Source organism: Delftia sp. 60 (assembly GCF_002754395.1).
Taxonomy (GTDB): Bacteria; Pseudomonadota; Gammaproteobacteria; order Burkholderiales; family Burkholderiaceae_C; genus Comamonas; species Comamonas acidovorans.
This window is the reverse complement of the sequence record NZ_PEFD01000001.1, coordinates 1907382-1926837: the sequence shown is the minus strand read 5'-3', so window position 1 is coordinate 1926837 and position 19456 is coordinate 1907382. Positions and strand designations below refer to the sequence as shown.

At 66.5% G+C, this 19456-nt stretch carries 22 protein-coding genes; 11 read left to right on the top strand and 11 right to left on the bottom strand.

What is annotated here, in order from left to right:
* Nucleotides 1-19 precede the first annotated feature (19 nt).
* The 4 genes from CLV01_RS08690 to CLV01_RS08675 form a co-directional block, all read right to left on the bottom strand.
* Nucleotides 20-1030, bottom strand: a complete 1011-nt coding sequence (locus CLV01_RS08690) for an NAD(P)H-dependent glycerol-3-phosphate dehydrogenase (RefSeq protein WP_013803923.1) — start codon at nt 1028-1030, stop codon at nt 20-22.
* Between the two features lie 119 nt (nt 1031-1149).
* Nucleotides 1150-1605 (bottom strand): protein-export chaperone SecB, encoded by a 456-nt coding sequence (gene secB / locus CLV01_RS08685; RefSeq protein ID WP_013803924.1) that lies wholly within the window; start codon nt 1603-1605, stop codon nt 1150-1152.
* 129 nt (nt 1606-1734) lie between these two features.
* On the bottom strand, nt 1735-1992 hold the full coding sequence (grxC, locus tag CLV01_RS08680; RefSeq protein WP_016449064.1) for a glutaredoxin 3: 258 nt from the start codon (nt 1990-1992) through the stop codon (nt 1735-1737).
* Between the two features lie 88 nt (nt 1993-2080).
* Nucleotides 2081-2488, bottom strand: coding sequence for a rhodanese-like domain-containing protein (locus CLV01_RS08675; RefSeq protein WP_097203321.1), 408 nt, complete (start codon nt 2486-2488; stop codon nt 2081-2083).
* Between the two features lie 98 nt (nt 2489-2586).
* On the opposite strand from CLV01_RS08675, the gene gpmA reads away from it, so the two are divergent.
* From gpmA to CLV01_RS08655, 4 genes are all read left to right on the top strand, one after another.
* The gene (gene gpmA, locus CLV01_RS08670; protein ID WP_034390756.1) at nt 2587-3330 is read left to right on the top strand and encodes a 2,3-diphosphoglycerate-dependent phosphoglycerate mutase; all 744 of its coding nucleotides are present in this window, start codon (nt 2587-2589) and stop codon (nt 3328-3330) included.
* 121 nt (nt 3331-3451) lie between these two features.
* Nucleotides 3452-4888 (top strand): S41 family peptidase, encoded by a 1437-nt coding sequence (locus CLV01_RS08665; RefSeq protein WP_013803927.1) that lies wholly within the window; start codon nt 3452-3454, stop codon nt 4886-4888.
* 76 nt (nt 4889-4964) lie between these two features.
* Nucleotides 4965-5717 (top strand): HesA/MoeB/ThiF family protein, encoded by a 753-nt coding sequence (locus CLV01_RS08660; RefSeq protein ID WP_012203738.1) that lies wholly within the window; start codon nt 4965-4967, stop codon nt 5715-5717.
* Between the two features lie 119 nt (nt 5718-5836).
* The gene (locus CLV01_RS08655; protein ID WP_013803928.1) at nt 5837-6235 is read left to right on the top strand and encodes a response regulator; all 399 of its coding nucleotides are present in this window, start codon (nt 5837-5839) and stop codon (nt 6233-6235) included.
* 88 nt (nt 6236-6323) lie between these two features.
* Here CLV01_RS08655 and CLV01_RS08650 read toward each other — a convergent pair whose 3' ends face one another.
* Nucleotides 6324-6956, bottom strand: a complete 633-nt coding sequence (locus tag CLV01_RS08650) for a response regulator (RefSeq protein WP_012203736.1) — start codon at nt 6954-6956, stop codon at nt 6324-6326.
* A 143-nt stretch (nt 6957-7099) separates the two neighbouring features.
* Between CLV01_RS08650 and CLV01_RS08645 the strand changes: the two genes are divergently transcribed.
* From CLV01_RS08645 to CLV01_RS08625, 5 genes are all read left to right on the top strand, one after another.
* Entirely contained in the window at nt 7100-8479 is a 1380-nt protein-coding gene (locus CLV01_RS08645) for a sensor histidine kinase (protein WP_013803929.1), read from the top strand.
* A gap of 360 nt (nt 8480-8839) precedes the next feature.
* Entirely contained in the window at nt 8840-9001 is a 162-nt protein-coding gene (locus CLV01_RS08640) for a DUF1328 domain-containing protein (protein ID WP_013803930.1), read from the top strand.
* 111 nt (nt 9002-9112) lie between these two features.
* On the top strand, nt 9113-9502 hold the full coding sequence (locus CLV01_RS08635) for a hypothetical protein (protein WP_013803931.1): 390 nt from the start codon (nt 9113-9115) through the stop codon (nt 9500-9502).
* Between the two features lie 72 nt (nt 9503-9574).
* Nucleotides 9575-9895, top strand: a complete 321-nt coding sequence (locus CLV01_RS08630) for a BON domain-containing protein (RefSeq protein ID WP_013803932.1) — start codon at nt 9575-9577, stop codon at nt 9893-9895.
* 172 nt (nt 9896-10067) lie between these two features.
* The gene (locus tag CLV01_RS08625) at nt 10068-11189 is read left to right on the top strand and encodes a zinc-binding metallopeptidase family protein (RefSeq protein ID WP_071957054.1); all 1122 of its coding nucleotides are present in this window, start codon (nt 10068-10070) and stop codon (nt 11187-11189) included.
* Between the two features lie 104 nt (nt 11190-11293).
* Here the strand turns inward: CLV01_RS08625 and coaD are convergent, their stop codons facing one another.
* The 4 genes from coaD to CLV01_RS08605 all read right to left on the bottom strand — a co-directional run bounded on the left by coaD (nt 11294) and on the right by CLV01_RS08605 (nt 15499).
* Entirely contained in the window at nt 11294-11794 is a 501-nt protein-coding gene (gene coaD / locus CLV01_RS08620; RefSeq protein ID WP_013803934.1) for a pantetheine-phosphate adenylyltransferase, read from the bottom strand.
* A 131-nt stretch (nt 11795-11925) separates the two neighbouring features.
* Nucleotides 11926-12636 (bottom strand): 16S rRNA (guanine(966)-N(2))-methyltransferase RsmD, encoded by a 711-nt coding sequence (rsmD, locus tag CLV01_RS08615; protein ID WP_012203729.1) that lies wholly within the window; start codon nt 12634-12636, stop codon nt 11926-11928.
* Complete coding sequence (locus tag CLV01_RS08610) at nt 12633-13994, bottom strand: M16 family metallopeptidase (protein WP_099734530.1); 1362 nt, start codon at nt 13992-13994, stop codon at nt 12633-12635. The genes rsmD and CLV01_RS08610 overlap by 4 nt, the downstream gene beginning before the upstream one ends.
* A gap of 26 nt (nt 13995-14020) precedes the next feature.
* Nucleotides 14021-15499: a M16 family metallopeptidase gene (locus tag CLV01_RS08605; RefSeq protein WP_013803936.1), complete on the bottom strand. Its 1479-nt coding sequence runs from the start codon at nt 15497-15499 to the stop codon at nt 14021-14023.
* 28 nt (nt 15500-15527) lie between these two features.
* Here CLV01_RS08605 and ftsY point away from each other — a divergent pair, with 28 nt between their 5' ends.
* On the top strand, nt 15528-16748 hold the full coding sequence (gene ftsY / locus CLV01_RS08600) for a signal recognition particle-docking protein FtsY (RefSeq protein WP_099734531.1): 1221 nt from the start codon (nt 15528-15530) through the stop codon (nt 16746-16748).
* A 238-nt stretch (nt 16749-16986) separates the two neighbouring features.
* A complete protein-coding gene (locus CLV01_RS08595; RefSeq protein WP_099734532.1) occupies nt 16987-17976 on the top strand; it encodes a Bug family tripartite tricarboxylate transporter substrate binding protein in 990 nt (329 codons plus the stop codon).
* On the opposite strand, the gene cutA is transcribed toward CLV01_RS08595, so the two are convergent.
* Nucleotides 17963-18361, bottom strand: a complete 399-nt coding sequence (cutA, locus tag CLV01_RS08590; protein ID WP_099734533.1) for a divalent-cation tolerance protein CutA — start codon at nt 18359-18361, stop codon at nt 17963-17965. The genes CLV01_RS08595 and cutA overlap by 14 nt on opposite strands.
* A 52-nt stretch (nt 18362-18413) precedes the next feature.
* Entirely contained in the window at nt 18414-19439 is a 1026-nt protein-coding gene (locus tag CLV01_RS08585; protein WP_099734534.1) for a 2-dehydropantoate 2-reductase, read from the bottom strand.
* Between the last annotated feature and the right edge of the window lie 17 nt (nt 19440-19456).

Here is a 19456-nt window from a genome sequence, read left to right as displayed (position 1 = left end):
TTTCATGGACACCGAAGAATCACTCGCCGCGCGGATCGCGCGCCATCAGGTGCTGCACGGCCTCGGCGGCCTGCAGCCGGCCGTCCAGCAGCTCGACCACGGTTTCGGTGATCGGCATCTCCACATTCAACAGCCGCGCGCGTGCCAGCACGGTGCGTGCGCTGTACACGCCCTCGGCCACATGGCCCAGCGAGGCCACGGCCTGCTCCAGCGTGCGGCCCTGGGCCAGCAGCAGGCCCACCTTGCGGTTGCGCGACAGGTCGCCCGTGGCCGTCAGCACCAGATCGCCCAGGCCGGACAGGCCCATGAAGGTCTCGGTGCGCGCGCCCAGGGCCAGGCCCAGTCGCGTCATCTCGGCCAGGCCGCGCGTGATCAGCGCGGCGCGGGCGTTCAGGCCCAGCTGCAGGCCGTCGCACAGGCCGGTGGCAATGGCCAGCACGTTCTTCACGGCGCCGCCCACTTCCACGCCCACGATGTCGGCGTTGGCATAGACGCGCATGGCGCCGCCGTGGAAGGCGGCCACCAGGGCGTCATTGACCTGGGCATGGCGGCTGGCCGCCACCAGGGCCGTGGGCTGGTGGCGTGCCACCTCGGCCGCAAAGCTGGGGCCGCTGAGCACGCCGCACAGCAGATCGGGCGCCACCTCGGCGCAGACCTCGTGCGCCATCAGTCCATGGGCGGCGGCCGAAGCGCCTGCGGGCACGGCCTCGAAGCCCTTGCACAGCCAGGCCACGGGTGCGGGCACATGCTGCAGCCGGCCCAGCCATTCGCGCAGGGCAGCCATGGGCGTGCCGATCACGATCAGGTCGGCGGCCGCCAGATGGCCGTCGATCTCGCCATGCACCACCTGCAGCGCGGCAGGCAGTGCCACGCCCGGCAGGTAGCGTGCGTTCTCGCCGCTGCCGTGCATGGCCTGCGCCTGGGCGGCGTCGCGCGCCCAAAGGGTCACGACACGCCCGTCACCGCGCGAGGCCGCGCTCATCGCCAGCGCCGTGCCCCAGGCGCCTGCGCCAATCACCACAATGTTCATATCTGCTCGACGTTGAAGAAGCGACGTTGATGAAAAAAGAGGCCCTCGGGCCTCTTTTCTTGTACCACAGCGACGCGACGCGCCTGGGCGCAAATCACATCGTCCGGGAATGGACCGGCTTACTGCGGCAGCGAGTTGCCGTCCGCCTGGGCGGCTGCCTGCTGCTGCTCGTACATGGCCTGGAAGTTGATCTCGGCCAGGTGCACGGGCGGGAAGCCGGCGCGCGTGACCACGTCAGCCACGTTGCCGCGCAGGTAGGGATAGATGATCTGGGGGCAGGCAATGCCGATCACGCCACCCATCTGGTCTTCGGGCACGTTGCGGATCTCGAAGATGCCGGCCTGCTTGGCCTCGACCAGGAAAACGGTCTTGTCCTGGATCTTGGTCTGCACGGTGGCGGTCACGGCCACTTCGTAGATGCCTTCGGCCACGGGAGTCGCCTCGACGCCAAGCTGGATGTCCACGCTGGGCTGCTCCTGCTCCAGCAGGATGGCGGGCGAATTGGGCTGCTCCAGCGACAGGTCCTTGAGGTAGACGCGCTGGATCTGGAAGACGGGAGTGTCCTGTTCGGCCATGGAATCAGTCTTTCTGGGCAAAAAACCCTGGTGCGGTGACCAGGGCATCAAAAAAATCACCAACAAAATGCCCGCTGCCAAGAGCTTGCGCAGCGGGCACCTGGGCCTGCATTATGCAGTGCCCGTGTTTCAGCTTTGCAGCATGGGCACCAGGCCACCGTCGGCATCCAGCGCCATCAGGTCGTCGCAGCCGCCCACATGGTGGTCGCCGATGAAGATCTGGGGCACCGTGCGGCGGCCCGTGCTCTGCATCATCACGTCGCGCGCGGCCGGATCGGTGTCGATGCGGATCTCTTCGATCTGCTCCACGCCCTTGGACTTGAGGATCTGCTTGGCCCGGATGCAATAGGGGCAGACAGCGGTGGTGTACATCTTCACGGCTTGCATGTGCGTCTTTCTTCGAGTTTGCGGCGTGCCGCCGGCTGGCGCCCGGGGCGCGGAGCAGCGGCTTCCATCGCCGTCAGATGGGGGCGTCTCAGGCCTTTTCAACCGGCATGCCGGCATCACGCCAGGCCTTCAGGCCACCGGCCAGGGCCTGGGCCTTTTCGTAGCCCAGCTTCTTCGCAATGCCTTCGGCACGGGAGGCGCGGTTGCCCTTGGTGCAGATCAGCACCAGCGGCAGCGCCTTGTTCTTCACGGTGGTGGGCAGCTTTTCCTCGAACTGGCTCAGCGGCACATTCCTGGCGCCGTTGGCATGGGCGGCCGCGTACTCTTCGGGCTCGCAGACATCGATGACCACGGCCTTTTGGCGGTTGATCAGTTGCACGGCCTGCGCCGCCGTCAGCGAGCCGCCGCCTGCGCCGCGCACCAGGGGCAGCAGCAGCATCACGCCGGAAGCCAGCGCGATCAGGATCAAATACCAGTTATCGATGATGAATTTCACGTCATTCCTTGGGTTGGCAAACCTGTCAATTCTAGAATGCTGGCTTTTGCCCCCGCGACAGCCCAGCTTTGTCGCATCGAGAGACTTAGAAAGCCGCCATGTACAAGCTCGTGCTGATCCGCCACGGTGAATCCACCTGGAACCTCGAAAACCGCTTCACCGGCTGGACCGATGTGGACCTGACCGCCACCGGCGTCGAACAGGCCAAGAACGCCGGCCGCCTGCTCAAGGCCGAGGGCTATGACTTCGACCTGGCCTACACCAGCGTGCTCAAGCGCGCCACGCGCACGCTGTGGCACACGCTGGACGAAATGGACCGCACCTGGCTGCCCGTGCAGCACAGCTGGCGCCTGAACGAGCGCCACTACGGCGGCCTGCAGGGCCTGAACAAGGCGGACATGGCCAAGCAATACGGCGACGCCCAGGTGCTGGTGTGGCGCCGCAGCTACGACACGCCCCCGCCGGCCCTGGAGCCGCAAGACCCGCGCAGCGAGCGCAGCGACGTGCGCTACGCCCAGCTGGACCCCAGCCAGGTGCCGCTGACCGAATGCCTGAAGGACACGGTGGCCCGCGTGCTGCCGTTCTGGAACGAGTCCATCGCGCCCGCCATCCTGTCCGGCAAGCGCGTCGTGGTCGCGGCCCACGGCAACTCCATCCGCGCGCTGATCAAGTACCTGGACGGCATCTCGGATGACGCCATCGTCGGCGTCAACGTGCCCAATGGCATTCCGCTGGTCTATGAGCTGGATGCCGATCTCAAGCCCATTCGCCACTATTACCTGGGCGATGCGGAAGCTGCCGCCAAGGCTGCAGCCGCCGTGGCCGCACAGGGCAAGGCCTGAGCCGGGCCCGCTTGAGGTGAGCGCCTGCTGCGGAAATTGCGCTTGCTGCGCCGTTTTTAGGGAACCACGCGGGCGCTTGCCTTTCCAAGCGGGTGTATATTGACGCGGTTAAAGGGGTGATATGGGCCAGAAAATCAAAATTGCCGGCTGGGTTTCCGTAGGCGTAATCGCCGGAGCACTGACCACGGTTTCCTTGCAGACCGTGGCCCGCGGTGCCATGACCCCGCTGCCGCTGGAGGAAATCCAGCAGCTGTCCGCCGTCTTCGGCCTGATCAAGACCGACTATGTCGAGTCGGTCGATGACAAGAAGCTGATCACCGATGCCATCTCCGGCATGGTGTCCAGCCTCGATCCGCATTCGCAGTACTTCGACAAGAAGTCCTACAAGGAATTCCGCGAGGGCACCTCGGGCCGCTTCGTCGGCGTGGGCATCGAGATCACGCAGGAAGACGGCCTGATCAAGGTCGTCTCGCCCATCGAAGGCTCCCCCGCCTTCCGCGCCGGCCTCAAGACCGGCGACCTGATCACCAAGATCGACGACACGGCCGTCAAGGGCCTGTCGCTCAACGACGCCGTCAAGCGCATGCGCGGCGAGCCCAACACCAAGGTGCAGCTGACCATCCTGCGCAAGGATGAAAGCCGCAGCTTTCCCGTGACCATCACGCGCGAGGAAATCAAGACGCAGTCCGTCAAGGGCAAGGTGATCGAGCCCGGCTACGGCTGGATCCGCCTGAGCCAGTTCCAGGAACGCACGGTGGACGACTTCGTGCGCAAGGTCGAGGAACTGTACAAGCAGGACCCCAACATGAAGGGCCTGGTGCTGGACCTGCGCAACGACCCGGGCGGCCTGCTGGACGCTGCCGTCGCCATCTCGGCCGCCTTCCTGCCGCCGGATGTGACCGTGGTCTCCACCAACGGCCAACTGGCCGAGAGCAAGGAAACCTACAAGGCATCGCCCAGCTTCTATGCCCGCCGCGGCATGGGAGACCCGCTGCAGCGCCTGCCCGCCTCGCTCAAGAAGCTGCCGCTGGTGGTGCTGGTCAATGAAGGCTCGGCCTCGGCCAGCGAGATCGTGGCCGGCGCACTGCAGGACCACAAGCGCGCCATCATCATGGGCAGCCAGACCTTCGGCAAGGGCTCCGTGCAGACCGTGCGCCCCCTGGGCCCCGATACGGGCCTGAAGCTGACCACGGCGCGCTACTACACGCCCAGCGGCAAGTCCATCCAGGCCAAGGGCATCGTGCCCGACGTGATGGTGGATGAGACGCCCGAAGGTGACCTGTTCGCCGCCCTGCGCATGCGCGAGGCCGACCTGGAAAAGCACCTGTCCAGCGGACAGGGTGCCGAGGTCAAGGACGAGGTGCGCGAGAAGGCCCGCGAGGAAGCCCGCAAGCGCCTGGAAGAGGAAGCCAAGAAGCCGCCGGCCGAGCGCCGCCTGCCCGAGTTCGGCACCGAAAAGGACTTCCAGCTGCAGCAGGCTCTCAACCGCCTCAAGGGCCAGCCCGTCATGGTCAGCAAGACCCTGACCGAGCGCGAGCCCGAGAAGAAGGAAAACTGACAGCGCGGCGCGGACCGGGTCCGCGCCTGCACCAAGCCGGGCCTTGCGCCCGGCTTTTTCACGTCTGGAGACGCGAATGAACGACGATCAACTGCTGCGCTACTCGCGCCACATCCTTCTCGACGAAATCGGCATCGAAGGCCAGGAGCGCATCCTGGCAGCGCATGTGCTCATCATCGGCGCAGGCGGCCTGGGCGCGCCCGCCGCGCTGTACCTGGGCTCGGCCGGCATAGGCCGCATCACCCTGGTGGACGACGATGCGGTGGACATGACCAACCTGCAGCGCCAGATCGCCCACACCACGGACCGCGTGGGCCAGCCCAAGGTGGAATCCATACGCACGGCCGTGCATGCCATCAACCCCGGCATCCGCATCGACTGCCGCCAGCAGCGCGCCGACGACGCGCTGCTCGACGAGCTCGTGCCCCAGGCCAGCCTGGTGCTGGACTGCACGGACAACTACCGCACGCGCCACATGATCAACGCGGCCTGCGTGCGGCACAAGGTGCCCCTGGTGGCGGGGGCGGCCATCCGGCTGGACGGCCAGCTCATGGTCATGGACCCGCGCGACGAGAACTGCGCCTGCTATGCCTGCGTGTTCCCGCCCGATGCGCAGTTCGAGGAAGTGCAGTGCTCGACCATGGGCGTCTTCGCGCCCGTGGTAGGCGTCATGGGCACGCTGCAGGCGGCGGAAGCCCTCAAGCTGATCGCGGGATTTGGCACGCCTGCAACAAACCGCCTGACCATGTTCGACAGCCGCAGCCTGGATTGGAGTAGCATGCAAACCACTCGTGTACCGGAATGTCCCGTTTGCGGTAACAAGGCGTAGGAATCGGCTGACCCCCACGCCGATCCCTCACTGGCACAATCGCCCGCTGTCGCGCAGGACAATGAAGGCCGGGCTCCACCGGACTCCGATTGCCATCCGCGTCCCTATTGGATACAGCCGTGAAATTGCGCACCTATCTTGTTGAAGACAACCCTACGATCCGCGAGAACCTGATCGCCACGCTCGAAGAACTGGCCGATGTCGAGGCCGTGGGCATCGCTGAGACGGAGAGCGCGGGGACGGACTGGCTTCAGCAGAACCCCGACGCATGGGATCTCGCCATCGTCGACCTGTTCCTGCGCCAGGGCAGCGGCCTGGGTGTGCTCACCGCCTGCCGCGAGCGCCAGCCGCACCAGAAGATCGTGGTGCTCAGCAACTACGCCACACCAGACATCCGCAGCCGCTGTGCCCAGCTCGGCGTGGATGCCGTCTTCGACAAGTCCAATGAAATCGACGCACTCATGGACTATTGCATGAATATCGATGCGGCGTCACTCAACCAACTCAAAACAGCCTGAACCCAAAGCACTGCATTTGATTTTTCACCAAAGAAAAAGGCTGCACGACTTGATAATCGTGCAGCCCGTATTTTCTATTGACTGAAAATCAATCGATCAGCCTGTTCTTCAGTGCGTAATACGTCAGATCGCTGTTGGAAGACAATCCCATTTTCTCCATGAGTCGCGTGCGATAGGTGCTGACCGTCTTAACGCTCAGTGAAAGCGACTTTGCAATATCACCTGCGGTTTCGCCACGCGCGAGCTTGAGGAAGACCTGGAACTCACGCTCTGACAGCTGTTCATGCGCTGGCGCGTCATCCTTGCGGTTGAGCTGCTGGGCCAGCAGGTCGGCCACGGCCGGCGTCAGGTAGCGGCGGCCCAGGGCCACGGTGCGGATCGCTTCGGCAATCTCCTGGGGATCGCATTCCTTGTTCAGGTAGCCGCTGGCGCCCTGGCGGATCAGGTTGATCGCGTAGTGCTCCTCGGGATAGCCGCTCAGGATCAGGATGCCCATGTCCGGCGCCTTGGCGCGCAGCATGGCCAGCGCGTCGATACCGCTTTGCCCCGGCATGGACAGGTCCATCAACAGCACGTCGATCTCGTGGGCACGCACCAGATCGATGGCCTCGCGGCCATTGGCGGCCTCACCGACTACACGCAGGTCCACGTGTTCCGAGAGAAACTGACGCAGGCCCGAGCGCACAATTGCATGGTCGTCCACAATGCCAATTCTGATCATGAATACCTCTTTTTCGGGGGACCAGCGGGATCGCTGGTCGTGCAAACAATATATGGTAACGGCCGGCGCAGGAACTGCCCCGGCAGCCGATAACACGAATTATGCAGAATATCGGCGAAGATCTTGTAGGTGAGAGGATGCTTATGCGTTGGATAAATTTCCGAAGAATTGCGATCAGCCTGGCATTCGCCATCGTCGCGGCCGTGCTGCTGGTGAGCATTAACGAGGCCAGCTACAAGCGCTCCACCAAGGCGCTGGAGGCCATGACCCAGACCCAAAACACCCGCTCGGAGATCAGCCAGCTGCTGCGGCTGATGCTGGATGCGGAGACCGGCCTGCGCGGCTACCTGCTCACGGGCGAGGAGCGCTACCTGGAGCCCTACAGCAAGGCGATCACGGCCATCAACTACAACATGGACGAGCTGCGCCAGATCTTCATCTACGACCCGCAGGAGCTGGCGATCTTCACGCCGCTGGCGCGCCAGGTCGAACGCAAGATGAGCGAGATGGAACTCAGCCTGCGCCTGTACCGCCAGGGCAACGAGGAGGCCTGGCGCTTCGTCATGTTCACCGACGTGGGCATGGAGAACATGGACGCCATCCGCGACTACACGGGCAAGCTGCTGTCAGGCATAGACCAGCGCTCGGCCAAGAACCTGCAGGACATCGAGCACACGCTGTCGCTGTCACGCATAGGCATCGCCACGGTCACGGCCCTGGGCGTGCTGGGCTTTTTCATGTACCTGCGCCAGGCCCACGCGCTGCAGCAGGCCCACCAGCGCGAGCAGGAGATCCAGCGCGACGAGCGCAACCGCCTCGAAGCCCTGGTGCGCGAGCGCACGGCCACGCTGACGGAGCTGGCCAACCACTTGCAGCAGGTGCGCGAGGACGAGCGCGGACACCTGGCGCGCGAACTGCACGACGAGCTGGGCTCGCTGCTGACGGCGGCCAAGCTCGACGTGGCGCGCCTCAAATCCAAGATCGACCTCAGCGCGCCGGACGTGGGCGAACGCGTCAGCCATCTGGTGGAGACGCTCAACAGCGGCATCGCCCTCAAGCGCCGCATCATCGAGGACCTGCGCCCCTCTTCCCTGTCCAACCTGGGCCTGACGACGGCGCTGGAAATCCTGGCGCGTGAGTTCGGCGAGCGCAGCGGCATCGAAGTCACGGCCAACCTGGAGCAGGTGGAGCTGCCGGAATCCACCCAGCTCACGGTCTACCGCATCGTCCAGGAGTCGCTGACCAACATCGGCAAATATGCCAAGGCCAGCCATGTCCTGGTCTCCGTGCACAACTATCCGACCTATGTGACGGTGCAGATCCAGGACGACGGCGAAGGCTTCGAGACCTCGGCCATGCGCCCCAACTCCCACGGGCTGGCCGGCATGCGCCACCGCGTGGAGGCCGCAGGCGGCCGTCTGACCGTCTCGTCCGAACTGGGCAAGGGCACGGCAATCTCCGCCGTCATCCCGCTGGCGCCGATCTCCACGGACAAAAGCGCCGGTACGGTCGCCACCGCCTGAAGCGGCAGCACCCGCCATGCAAAAGCCCCTGCGCGCCCACGCGCCAGGGGCTTTTTTCATCGCCGGGCCGCCCCAAGATGAAAAGCATCCCCCTCGGGGGGCAGCGGACCTTGCGCAGCAAGGGTAGCGTGGGGGCCATTTTCCATGCGCGCTCCTGAATGGCTGCAGCCAGCGGCGGCTACAAGCCCTGTGCAGCCGGAGCATTCCTACATCACCCCCCCGCCTAACCCTGACGCCATGCCACGCCGGCCACCGTCAGATACACCTTTGGCGGCTCAGTACAGTCGAACCCATGCAAACAGCACTTGGCCCATCCGCCCCGTGCCGTTTCTTGGAAACGAACAACCCAAGGAGTTTTACATGCTGCACTACGCCATCGTGTTCTTCGTCATCGCCCTGGTAGCCGCCATATTCGGTTTTGGTGGTATTGCGGCAGGTGCTGTAGGCATCGCCAAGATCCTGTTCTATATTTTCGTGATCATGGCTGTCGTCACCTTTGTGATGAGCCTGATCAAGAAGTAGCGGCGGCGCCGCCTTCAGCCCCCTGCCAGCCCAAGCCCGCTTACCGCGGGCAGCCAGCCCGGCAGCCCGACCGCCTTTCGCATTCATGCCAGTTTTGAGGAGATAGAACCAATGAGCCAAGCCGAGAAAGCCGTGAACAAAGCCGCCGATACCGCCAAGGACGTTGCCCAGGATGTCGCGGATGCCGCCAAGGAAGCCGTCAACACCACACGCCGCACTGCAGCGAATGCGCTGGACAAGGCCGAGGAAGGTGTCCAGTCCATCGAGCGTGAACTGAACCCCGTCATCGATGACCTCGCAGCACGTGCCCAGGAACTGGCCACACGCGGCATCAACTTCTGTGCCGACAGCTCCGACCGCGCCCGCCGCCAGTTGCAATCGGCCACGGAAGCCACCACGCGCTACGTCATCGAGCAGCCTGGCCGCTCCATCCTGCTGGCTGCGGCCACGGGCGCTGCCCTGGCCACCGCGTTCTTCATGAGTTCCCGCTCGCGCAAGTGAGCTGCCGCCGAGTCCCCTGAGTTCCCTCGAGTACCGTTACTCTCAATCTTCTTGTCCAGGAAAGAACTGATCATGCAAAAGTACACCCGTGCCATCGCTTTCGCTCTCGTCGCCGGTGCCACCGTGCTCGGTACCACCGCCTGCTCCGTGGCCCGCGACCAGCAGTCCGTGGGTTCGTATGTGGATGACGCCGGCATCACCACGGCCGTGAAGGCCAAGATGGCAGAGGACAAGAGTGTCTCGGCCACTTCCATCAGCGTCGAGACCCTGAACGGCACGGTGCAGCTGTCGGGCTTTGCCAAGTCCGAATCGGAAAAGGCGCGCGCCGCCGAGATCGCCCGCACCACCAAGAACGTGCGTGAAGTGCGCAACAGCATCGTGGTTCGTCCCTGATGCAGGCCCCTGCGGGGGCTGATCCAAGTACAAGGCCGGAGACTTCCGGCCTTTTTTCATCCAGGGCTCCAAATGCCGCACGGTCCGCCGCGAGGATTGCCGACCATTGCAGCCGACGGCAGGTACGACCCCTTTCCACCGTGCGCCGGACATACGGCGTAAAGTGACCGACATGCGAGTCTTCAACTGCGATGCCTGTGGCCACCCGGTCTTCTTCGACAGCGTTCAATGCGTGCACTGCGGCGCCACCCTGGCCTTCCTGCCCGAGCGACTGCATGTGGCCTGCCTGCGCCCGGTTTCCGGCACGCGGGACAGCGTGCTGTGGGAGAGCCTGTCCTCGCTGACGAGCGGCAAGCCGCCAGGCCGGCTCTACAAGATGTGCAGCCACCGGGGTCCCGTGGGACAGTGCAACTTCGCCCTGCCCGCAGACGATCCCCATGCGCTGTGCGAGTCCTGCCGCCAGACACGCTGGCTGCCCGATCTGTCAGACCCGTCCAATGCGCTGCGCTGGACCCGGATCGAGGCCGCCAAGCGCCAGCTGTTCTACACGCTGGCCCGCCTGGGCCTGGGTCCCCGGCCTGGAGAGGACGGGCCGCGCTTCGAGCTGCTGGCCGACCTGCCGGGGCAGGCGCCCGTGATGACCGGCCATGCCAACGGCACCATCACGCTGAACGTGGTGGAGGCCGACGATGCCGAGCGTGCCCGGCGCCGCCAGGCCCTGCACGAGCCCTACCGGACACTGGTGGGCCATCTGCGCCATGAATCCGGCCACTTCTTCTGGGACAGGCTGGTGGTGGGCGCAGGCCGTATCGAGGAATTCCGCCGCCTGTTCGGCGACGAGCGCCAGGACTATGGCCAGGCCCTGCAGAACTACTATGCGCGCGACCCGATGGATGAGCAGTGGCGCGACAACTTCGTCAGCGCCTATGCCACCTCCCACCCGTGGGAAGACTGGGCCGAAAGCTGGGCCCATTACCTGCACATGGTGGATCTGCTGGAGACTGCGGCCAGCTATGGCACCTGCATCACCATGCCTGGAGGCTCAGGGACAAGTACAGGCTCGGGCACGCAGCCGGCGCTGTGCGTGCAGGACCCTTTCGCGGTCCATGCACAGCCGGACTTCGGCACCATGCTGGACCAGTGGGTGCCGCTGACGCTGCTGACCAACAGCCTCAACCGCAGCCTGGGCCATGGCGATGCCTATCCGTTCGCCCTTTCGGCCGGGGCCAGGCGCAAGCTGGAATTCGTGCACGCCGCCGTGAATGCGAGCGCCACGCGGCAGGCTGCCTTCTAAGAAGGAACTGCGAGAGGGTCCTGGCCGCCCTTGCCGGGCCTCAGGACAGCCAGGCGGTCAGGGCATCAGGAAGCGGGATCAAGTCGTGCGATCAGGTGGTGCGATCACGACCCACGATTGGCCTGCACCTTCTGCAGAAGGCGGGTACGCACGCTGGGAGAGACGAACTTGTCGATCTCGCCATCCAGCGTGGCGATCTCGCGCACGAAGGTGCTGCTGATGAACTGGTAGCGGTCGCTGGGCGTGAGGAAGACGGTCTCCACCTCGGGCATCAGCGTGCGGTTCATGCCGGCGAGCTGGAACTCGTAGTCGAAGTCGGTGACCGCACGCAGGCCGCGCACCATGGCCTTGCCGCCGCGCTCGACCACGAAGTCGCGCAGCAGGCCATGAAAGCTCTCGACCTGGACATGGGGATAGATGGACACGGCCTCGCGCACCATCTGCATGCGCTCCTCAAGATTGAACATGGTCTTCTTGTGGTGGCCCGCCGCCACGGCGACGATGACGTGGCTGAACAGCTGGGTCGCGCGGCGCACCACGTCTTCGTGACCCAGCGTGATCGGATCGAAAGTTCCGGGATAGACGGCAATCACGTCGTGGCTCATGGCGGTCGCTTTCATTGGCTGCGCGTGCCCTGTCCGGCACGGATGGCGCATTATGCATTGCGCTGCAGCATGGCCGGTCGGCTGTGCGACAGCCGCGCTCCTGCCAGGGAACGCGGCCGCCACAGCGCCCTTTACTCGTCCTGCGGTGCCTTGCGCAGCAGATGGGCGTGAACGGCGCCCGCCTTCAGATGGCGAAACAGCTGCAGGCCACCGGCCTCGGCCAGTTGCTCCTCGGTCCAGGCCTGGGGCGCCTCCAGATAGACATAGCCCGTGGCGGACACCGCCTGCGCGGCGGCCTTCAGCGCAGGCTCGAACAGATCGGCATGGTCGAAGGGCGGATCGATCAGCACCAGGTCCAGCGTGCCCGGCGCCACCTGGCGCAGGCAGCCGATGCCATCGCCGCGCAGCACGCGCACGGACTGGGCGTCCAGGCGCTCGCGCAGGCGCTGCAACTGCTGGACCAGGGTGGCGTCCTGCTCGTTCATCAGCACATTGGTCGCGCCGCGCGATGCGGCCTCGAAGCCCAGCGCGCCCGTGCCCGCGAAGGCATCCAGGCAATGCCACCCCGTCAGATCCTGGCCCAGCCAGTTGAACAGGGTCTCGCGCACGCGATCCGGCGTGGGCCGCAGGCCCGGGTGCTGCGCCACGGGCAGCCGCGTGCGGCGCCATTGGCCGCCGATGATGCGGACCTCGCCTGCGCCCACCGGCGCCGGCCGTCCGGCTTTCGCCTTGGCGGCAGCAGGCGCTGCGGCAGCTGCCTTGGGTGCTGCGGCCTCGGCCGTGGCCTTTTCCAGCCAGCGCTTGCCGGCAGGGGTATGAATTTTGATGCTGTTGCGGCTCATTGTTTGCCTCCCACGACGACGGTCACCATGCGCTCGGGCTGCAGCATGCGCTGCATGGCCTCGCGCACATCACGCACGGTGAGCGCCTGCACGCGCTCGGTCCAGTGCTCCAGGTAGTCCAGCGGCAAGCCGTTCCAGGCGATGTTGGACACATTGCCCAGCAGCTTGCGGTTGCTGTCGATGCGCAGCGCAAAGCCGCCGATCAGGTTGTCCTTTGCGGCCTTGAGCTCCTTCTCGGTCGGGCCTTCGGCCACGAAGCGGCGCAGCGTGTCCTGCGACACCTTCAGGGCCTCGGCTGCCTGGTCGGGGCGCGTCTGCAGGGCGATCGTGAAGGCGCCTGCGTCCAGACCCGGCGAGAAATCGCTGTAGACGCTGTAGCTCAGGCCGCGCTTTTCGCGCACTTCCTCGGTCAGCCGCGAGGTGAAGCCGCCGCCACCCAGGATGTGATTGCCCACCAGCACGGCCATGAAGTCCGGGCTGTTGCGTGCAATGCCGGGCTGGGCGATCAGCACCTGCGCCTGGGCCGAGGCGAAGGGGATGTCCTCGTTGACTGGCGCCTTGAGCGCCTGCACCTTGGGCACGTCAGGCAGGGGCGCGCAGGCACTGGCGTCCTGGCCCTGCGCCGCCTGCAGCGGAGCCAGCAGTTGCTGCACCAGCTGGTCCGCCTGCTCGCGGCTGACGGCACCGACGATGCTGACCTTGGCGCGGCAGGCCGCGATCAGGCGACGGTGGAAGGACTGCATGTCGGACAGGTCGATGTGCGCGAGGCTCTCGCCCGTGGCGCGTGCGCCGTAGGGATGCGTGCCGAACACGCCCTGGCTCAGGGCCTTGCCGGCCACCGTGCCGGGACGCGTGTCCGATTCCTTGATGGCCGCAGTCCAGCGCTCACGCTCGCGCAGCCACACGTCCTGCGGCCAGCTGGGGTTGGCGATCTGGCGCGCCGCCAGCGCCACGGCGCGCTGCAGCAGCGCAGGCTCGGTCAGGGAGCGCAGCCCGTAGCTGAAGCTGTCGCGGCCCGCCTGGGCGCCAAAGCTGGCGCCCAGATCGGCCCAGGCCTGGCCCAGGCCGTTCTCGTCCAGCGCAGGCGCATCGCCCTGGGCGGTCACGCCCTTGGAGGCCATCAGCGCCACGGCGCTGGCCAGGCCGACCTGGTTGGCGGGATCGCGCCGGCTGCCGGCATCGAAGTCCATCTGCACATCGACCATGGGAATGCCCGGGCTGTCCACCAGCCAGACCTGCGCCCCGCTGGGCTGGGTCCAGTGCTGGATGGGCAGCAGCGCCCATGCGGACGTGGCACCAAAGCCCAGGCCCACGCCTGCCAGCACCGTGCTGGCCACCATTTTTTTCATGTTCTTCATCTTCACTCCAGCGTGCTTCGGGGGCATCAATGCAGGGGTCCGCCGATGCCGGCACCCGCATCGGGGCGACGGGGCTTGCCGCCTTCGGGCAGCGGTTGCGGCACCAGGGTGCCCACCGTGAGCTGGTCATCGCCAAAGTACTTGGCAGCCACACGCTTGACGTCATCGGGCGTGATGGTGCGCAGCTGGGTCAGCAGTTGGTCTTCCGCATCCAGCGGCATGCCCTGTATCCAGTAATTGCCCAGGCTCTGGGCCTGGCCCATGACCGAATCGCGCTCGTAGACATTGGAGGCCATCCACTGCGTCTTCACGCGCTCCAGCTCGGCGGGCTCCACGCCATCCTTGGCGACCTTGGCCACTTCGGCGCGCAACGCGGCCTCGACCTCGGCGGCAGTCTTGCCCGTGGCGGGCACGCCCGTCAGCATGAACAGGCCGGGGCCACGGCCCATGAGGGACATGGAGCTGCCCGCGCCGTCGGCCACGCGGCCTTCGCCCTGCACCAGGGCGCGCTCCAGGCGGGCGCCGTCATAGCCGTCCAGCACGGCCGACAGAACCAGCAGCGCCAGCGCATCCCGGTCGTCGGCCTGCAGATCGCTGACGCGCGTCAGCGAGGGCGCGCGGAAGGCCAGGGCCACCAGGGCCTGCTCGGCCGGCTGCTTGACCTCGATGCGGCGGATGCCGATCTGCGCGGGCTCGGTGCGCGGCTTGCGCACCGGCAGGGCGCGTGCGGGAATGCTGCCGTAGTACTTCTCGGCCCAGGCGCGGACCTTGGCCACGTCCACATCGCCGGCAATGACGATGGTGGCATTGCCGGGCACATACCAGCGGCCGTGGAAGTCGCGCACGTCGCCGGGCGTCAGCGCGTCCAGGTCGCTCATCCAGCCGATCACGGGGCGGTGGTAGGGCGAGGCCACGAAGGTCGCCGCCATCAGCTGCTCCATGAGCACGGCGCGCGGCTGGTCCTCGGTGCGCATGCGGCGCTCTTCCTTGATGACCTCGATCTCTTTCTTGAACTCGCTGTCGGGCCAGTGGTTGTTGGCGAAGCGGTCGGATTCGAGCTTCATCACGTCTTCCAGGCGGCTGGACGGAATCTGCTGGTAGTAGCCCGTGTAGTCGCGGCTGGTGAAGGCGTTTTCCTGGCCGCCCAGCGCGGCCACGCGGCGCGAGAACTCGCCGGGAGCCACCTTGCGCGATCCCTTGAACATCATGTGCTCGAGCGCGTGGGCCACGCCCGAGGTGCCATCGACCTCGTCCACGGAGCCCACGCGCACCCAGACCATGTGCACGGCCGTGGGCGCGCGCCGGTCGGGCTGCACGATGAGCTGCATGCCGTTCTTCAAGGTGAATTGCTGTGCCGAAGTGGCGGTGCGCGTGCCGCCGGCGGCCTGGCTGGCCACCGTCTGCAGCAGCGATGAAGGGATGGAAGAGGATGCATCCGGGGCTGCCAAAGCAGCCCCGGTGCCCATGCAGGCCATTAAGCCCAGGAGGGTGAGTGCATGTTTCATAGAATGCTGTGATTCTAAGAACCTGCCGATGTTCAGTTTTTTCAAGAAAAAGCCCACCCCCTCCGCCGCCGAGATTTCCCCGACGGACAGCAGCGCCGCGCCTGAAAAGGCCGGCATTCCCGCAACCCCACCGCAGGACAGCCCCCCTGCCCTGCCACCGGCCGCACCAGCAGCCCCGGCCGCCGACACCGGCAGTGCCTGGTGGCGCAAGCCCTTTGGCGGCGGCAAGGGCGATGCCGCGCCCCCCGAGACCCCGCCTGCCCCAGCTGCTGCACCCGCGTCCACCATCGCGCCTGCGGACTTCATTGCCGCGCCCGAGCCCACGGCCAAGCCCGAGGCCGAGGGTGCCAGCCGCCAGAACTGGATGCAGCGCCTCAAGACCGGCCTGCGCAAGACCGGCAGCAGCATTGCCACGGTCTTCACGGGCACGCAGATCAACGATGCGCTGTACGAGGAACTGGAAGACGCCCTGCTGATGGCCGACACCGGCGTCAAGGCCACCGAGCACCTGCTCGCCGACCTGCGCCGCCGCGTCAAGGAGGCCAAGGCCACCGACCCCGCCGCCGTCAAGGCGCTGCTGGCCGATGCCCTGGCCGACCTGCTGCGCCCCCTGCAGAAGCCGCTGGTCATCGGCGAGCACCAGCCCACCGTGATCATGGTGGCTGGCGTCAACGGCGCGGGCAAGACCACCTCCATCGGCAAGCTGACCCGTCACCTGGCCGACGAAGGCCAGAGCGTGCTGCTGGCCGCCGCCGACACCTTCCGCGCCGCCGCGCGCGAGCAGCTTGGCGTCTGGGCCAACCGCAACACGGTGGAGATCGTCAGCCAGGAAGGGGGCGATCCCGCGGCCGTGAGCTTTGACGCCGTCACCGCCGGCCGCGCGCGCAAGAAGGATGTGGTGCTGGTGGACACGGCAGGCCGCCTGCCCACCCAACTGCACCTGATGGAAGAGCTGCGCAAGATCCGCCGCGTGGTCAGCAAGGCCGACGCCACGGCACCGCACGAGGTGCTGCTGGTCATCGACGGCAACACCGGCCAGAACGCGCTGGCCCAGGTGCGCGCCTTCGACGATGCGCTGCAGCTCACGGGCCTGATCGTCACCAAACTCGACGGCACGGCCAAGGGCGGCGTGCTGGCTGCCATTGCCCAGGAACGGCCGATCCCCGTGTACTTCATCGGCGTGGGCGAAAAGGTCGAGGACCTGGAAACCTTCAACGCCCGGGAATTCGCGCAGGCGCTGCTGTCCTGAGGCCACCCGGCACACCACCACCCGAAGGAGCGCGCTGCGCTCCTTTTTTCATGGGCATGCGAGCGCATCGAAGGCGCAGGCATGCAGGCAAGGGTTTTCCCTTGATTCGAATCAAGCCGCAGGTTTTATGCTTTGCATTGATTTATAAGAAGAACGTTGTTTTATACAAGAAACAATCAATGACCTTCAGGCATTTCTTTTGCTTGTACCTGCCTTGCCTTGTTCCCCGGAGTTCCCCATGAAAGCCCCCACCTTGCTCGGCGCTGCCGCCCTGCTGGCCGCAGCCGCATGCCAGAGCGCCCTGGCCCAGGATGCCGCCGCGCAGCAGCAGCTGGCCGCCAAGCCTTTCACCATCGTCGCGCCCTTTCCGCCCGGCGGCCCGGTCGATGCGCTGGCCCGCCTGCTGTCCACGGGATTGGCCGAGCGCTACAAGCAGACCTCGGTGGTGGAGAACAAGCCCGGGGCCAACGGCAATATCGGCATCGACATGGTCAAGCGTGCCGCGCCGGACGGCCATACGCTGCTGGTCGTGCCCCAGGGCAACCTGACCATCAATCCCACGCTGCTGGCCAGGCCCGGCTACAGCGTGGAGGCGGACTTTGCGCCCGTGGCCTCGCTGGCCAAGGCGGCCAATGTGATCGCCGTGCACCCTGGCGTGCCCGCCAAAACGGTGCAGGAGCTGGTGGCCCTGTCCAAGGCCAGGCCGGCCACCATCAGCTATGCCTCGCCCGGCGTGGGCTCCAGCCTGCATCTGGCCGGCGAGCTGTTCAAGCAGCAGACCGGCGCCGACATCCTGCACGTGGCCTACAAGGGCACGGCGCCCGGCCTCAACGATGTGCTGGGCGGCACGGTGCCAATGATCGTGGGCAATGTGCCCGCGCTGCTGCCGCATGTGCAGTCGGGCAAGCTGCGTGCGCTGGCCGTGACCGACCCGGCCCGCAGCAAGTACCTGCCCGAGGTGCCCACGCTGGCCCAGGCGGGCGTGCCAGGCATTGCCATCTCGTCCTGGTACGGCGTGATGGCGCCAAAGAAGACGCCGCCGGCCGTGCTCAGGCAGCTGGAAAAGGATATTAAGGAGATCTTCAACACGCCGGCCGTGGTCAGGCAGCTGGACCTGCAGGGGATCGAGCCCTGGGTGGTCACGGGCAGCGCCTTCGGCGAGCTGATCCGCAAGGAGACAGCGACCTGGGTGCCCGTGATCAAGGCCGCCAACGTCACGCCGCAGTGATGCGGGGCGCGGCGGCCATGTCTGCAGCGTCCGCCACGTCCCGGGTCGAGACCTGGGAGCGCAGCCACTGCGCATAGTCGGCCATGCAGCGCTCGGTGCGCATGGTGATCTGCGGCACGCTGTAGCTGTGCCCGGCGCGCAGCAGCCGGGCCAGGCGCTCCAGCACGTCGGGCAGGGTCTTGCAGACCAGCCGCCACTCGGGCGTGGCGTGCATCTCGCCCTCCCACACATAGTGCGAGGTGATGGCCTCCACCTGCACGCAGGCCGCAGCCTGCTGCTGCACCAGGCTGCGCGCCAGATGGGCGGCCTCCTCGGCGCTGGGGACGGTGGTGGCCACCACGCACAGCGTGGACCAGGACGAGGCGGGGTTCTTGGCGGAAGTCATGGGGGCGTAGTCTACGGTTGCGCGCTGCAGGCCGGTACGGGCCCTTGCGGCGTCAGGCCATCAGCCCCTTTTGCCGTGCCTGCAGCCGCGCCAGGCCCAGCAGCGCATCCGTGAAGGGCGTGTCCACGCCGCACAGCTGGCCCATTTCGCGCACCGCGCCCACCAGGGCGTCGAGTTCCACGGGCTTGCCCGCTTCCACGTCCTGCAGCATGGAGGTCTTGAAGGCGCCCAGCTTGAGCGTGACCGCATGGCGGTCTTCGGGCGATTCGTTGATGGGCAGGCCGATGCGCGTGCCGATTTCCTTGGCCTCCAGCATCACGCGCGTGATCAGGCCGCGCACCAGGTCGTCGCCCAGGATGCGGTCCGAGGTGGCACCCGTCAGCGCGCTGACGGGGTTGACGGTCATGTTGCCCCAGAGCTTGTACCAGGCGTCGCGCTGGATGTTGTCGGAGACCTTGGCCTCGATGCCGCCGCGCTGCAGCAGTTGGGCCAGTGCCGCCAGGCGCGGCGTGGGCGGCTGGCCGGGCCCTGTGGCCAGGGGCTCGCCCAGGATCAGGCTGTTGCCGAAGTGCCGGCGCACCACGCCGGGCGCATCGTTGGAGCAGCTGGCATGGACCACGGAGCCCAGCACCTGGCCCAGCGGGATGGCTTGGGCAATGCGGCCTTCAGGGTCCACGGCTTTCAGCTGCTTGCCGCGCACGCTGGCATCGACACCGCCTTGCAGAAACCACCAGGGCACGCCGTTCATGGCCGTGAGCACCACGGTCTGCGGGCCGATCAGCGGGGCGATGCGCTCGGCCACATCGGGCATGCCCGGCGCCTTGACGGAGATGATGACCAGGTCCTGCACGCCCAGGGCGGCCGGGTCCTGTTCGGCGCGCAGCGCGAAGTGCTCGCGCTGCTCGCCGTGCACCAGGGTCAGGCCCTGGGTGCGCAGGGCCTGCAGTGCAGCGCCGCGCGCCACGGCGCTGAGCTGGCAGCCGGCGCGGGCCAGGGCCGCGCCCATCCAGCCGCCGATGGCACCGGCGCCGAAGATGCAGGCCTTGTCGAATGAAATGCTTGTCTGTTCCATGGTCATGCGCGGGAAGCTCCGGG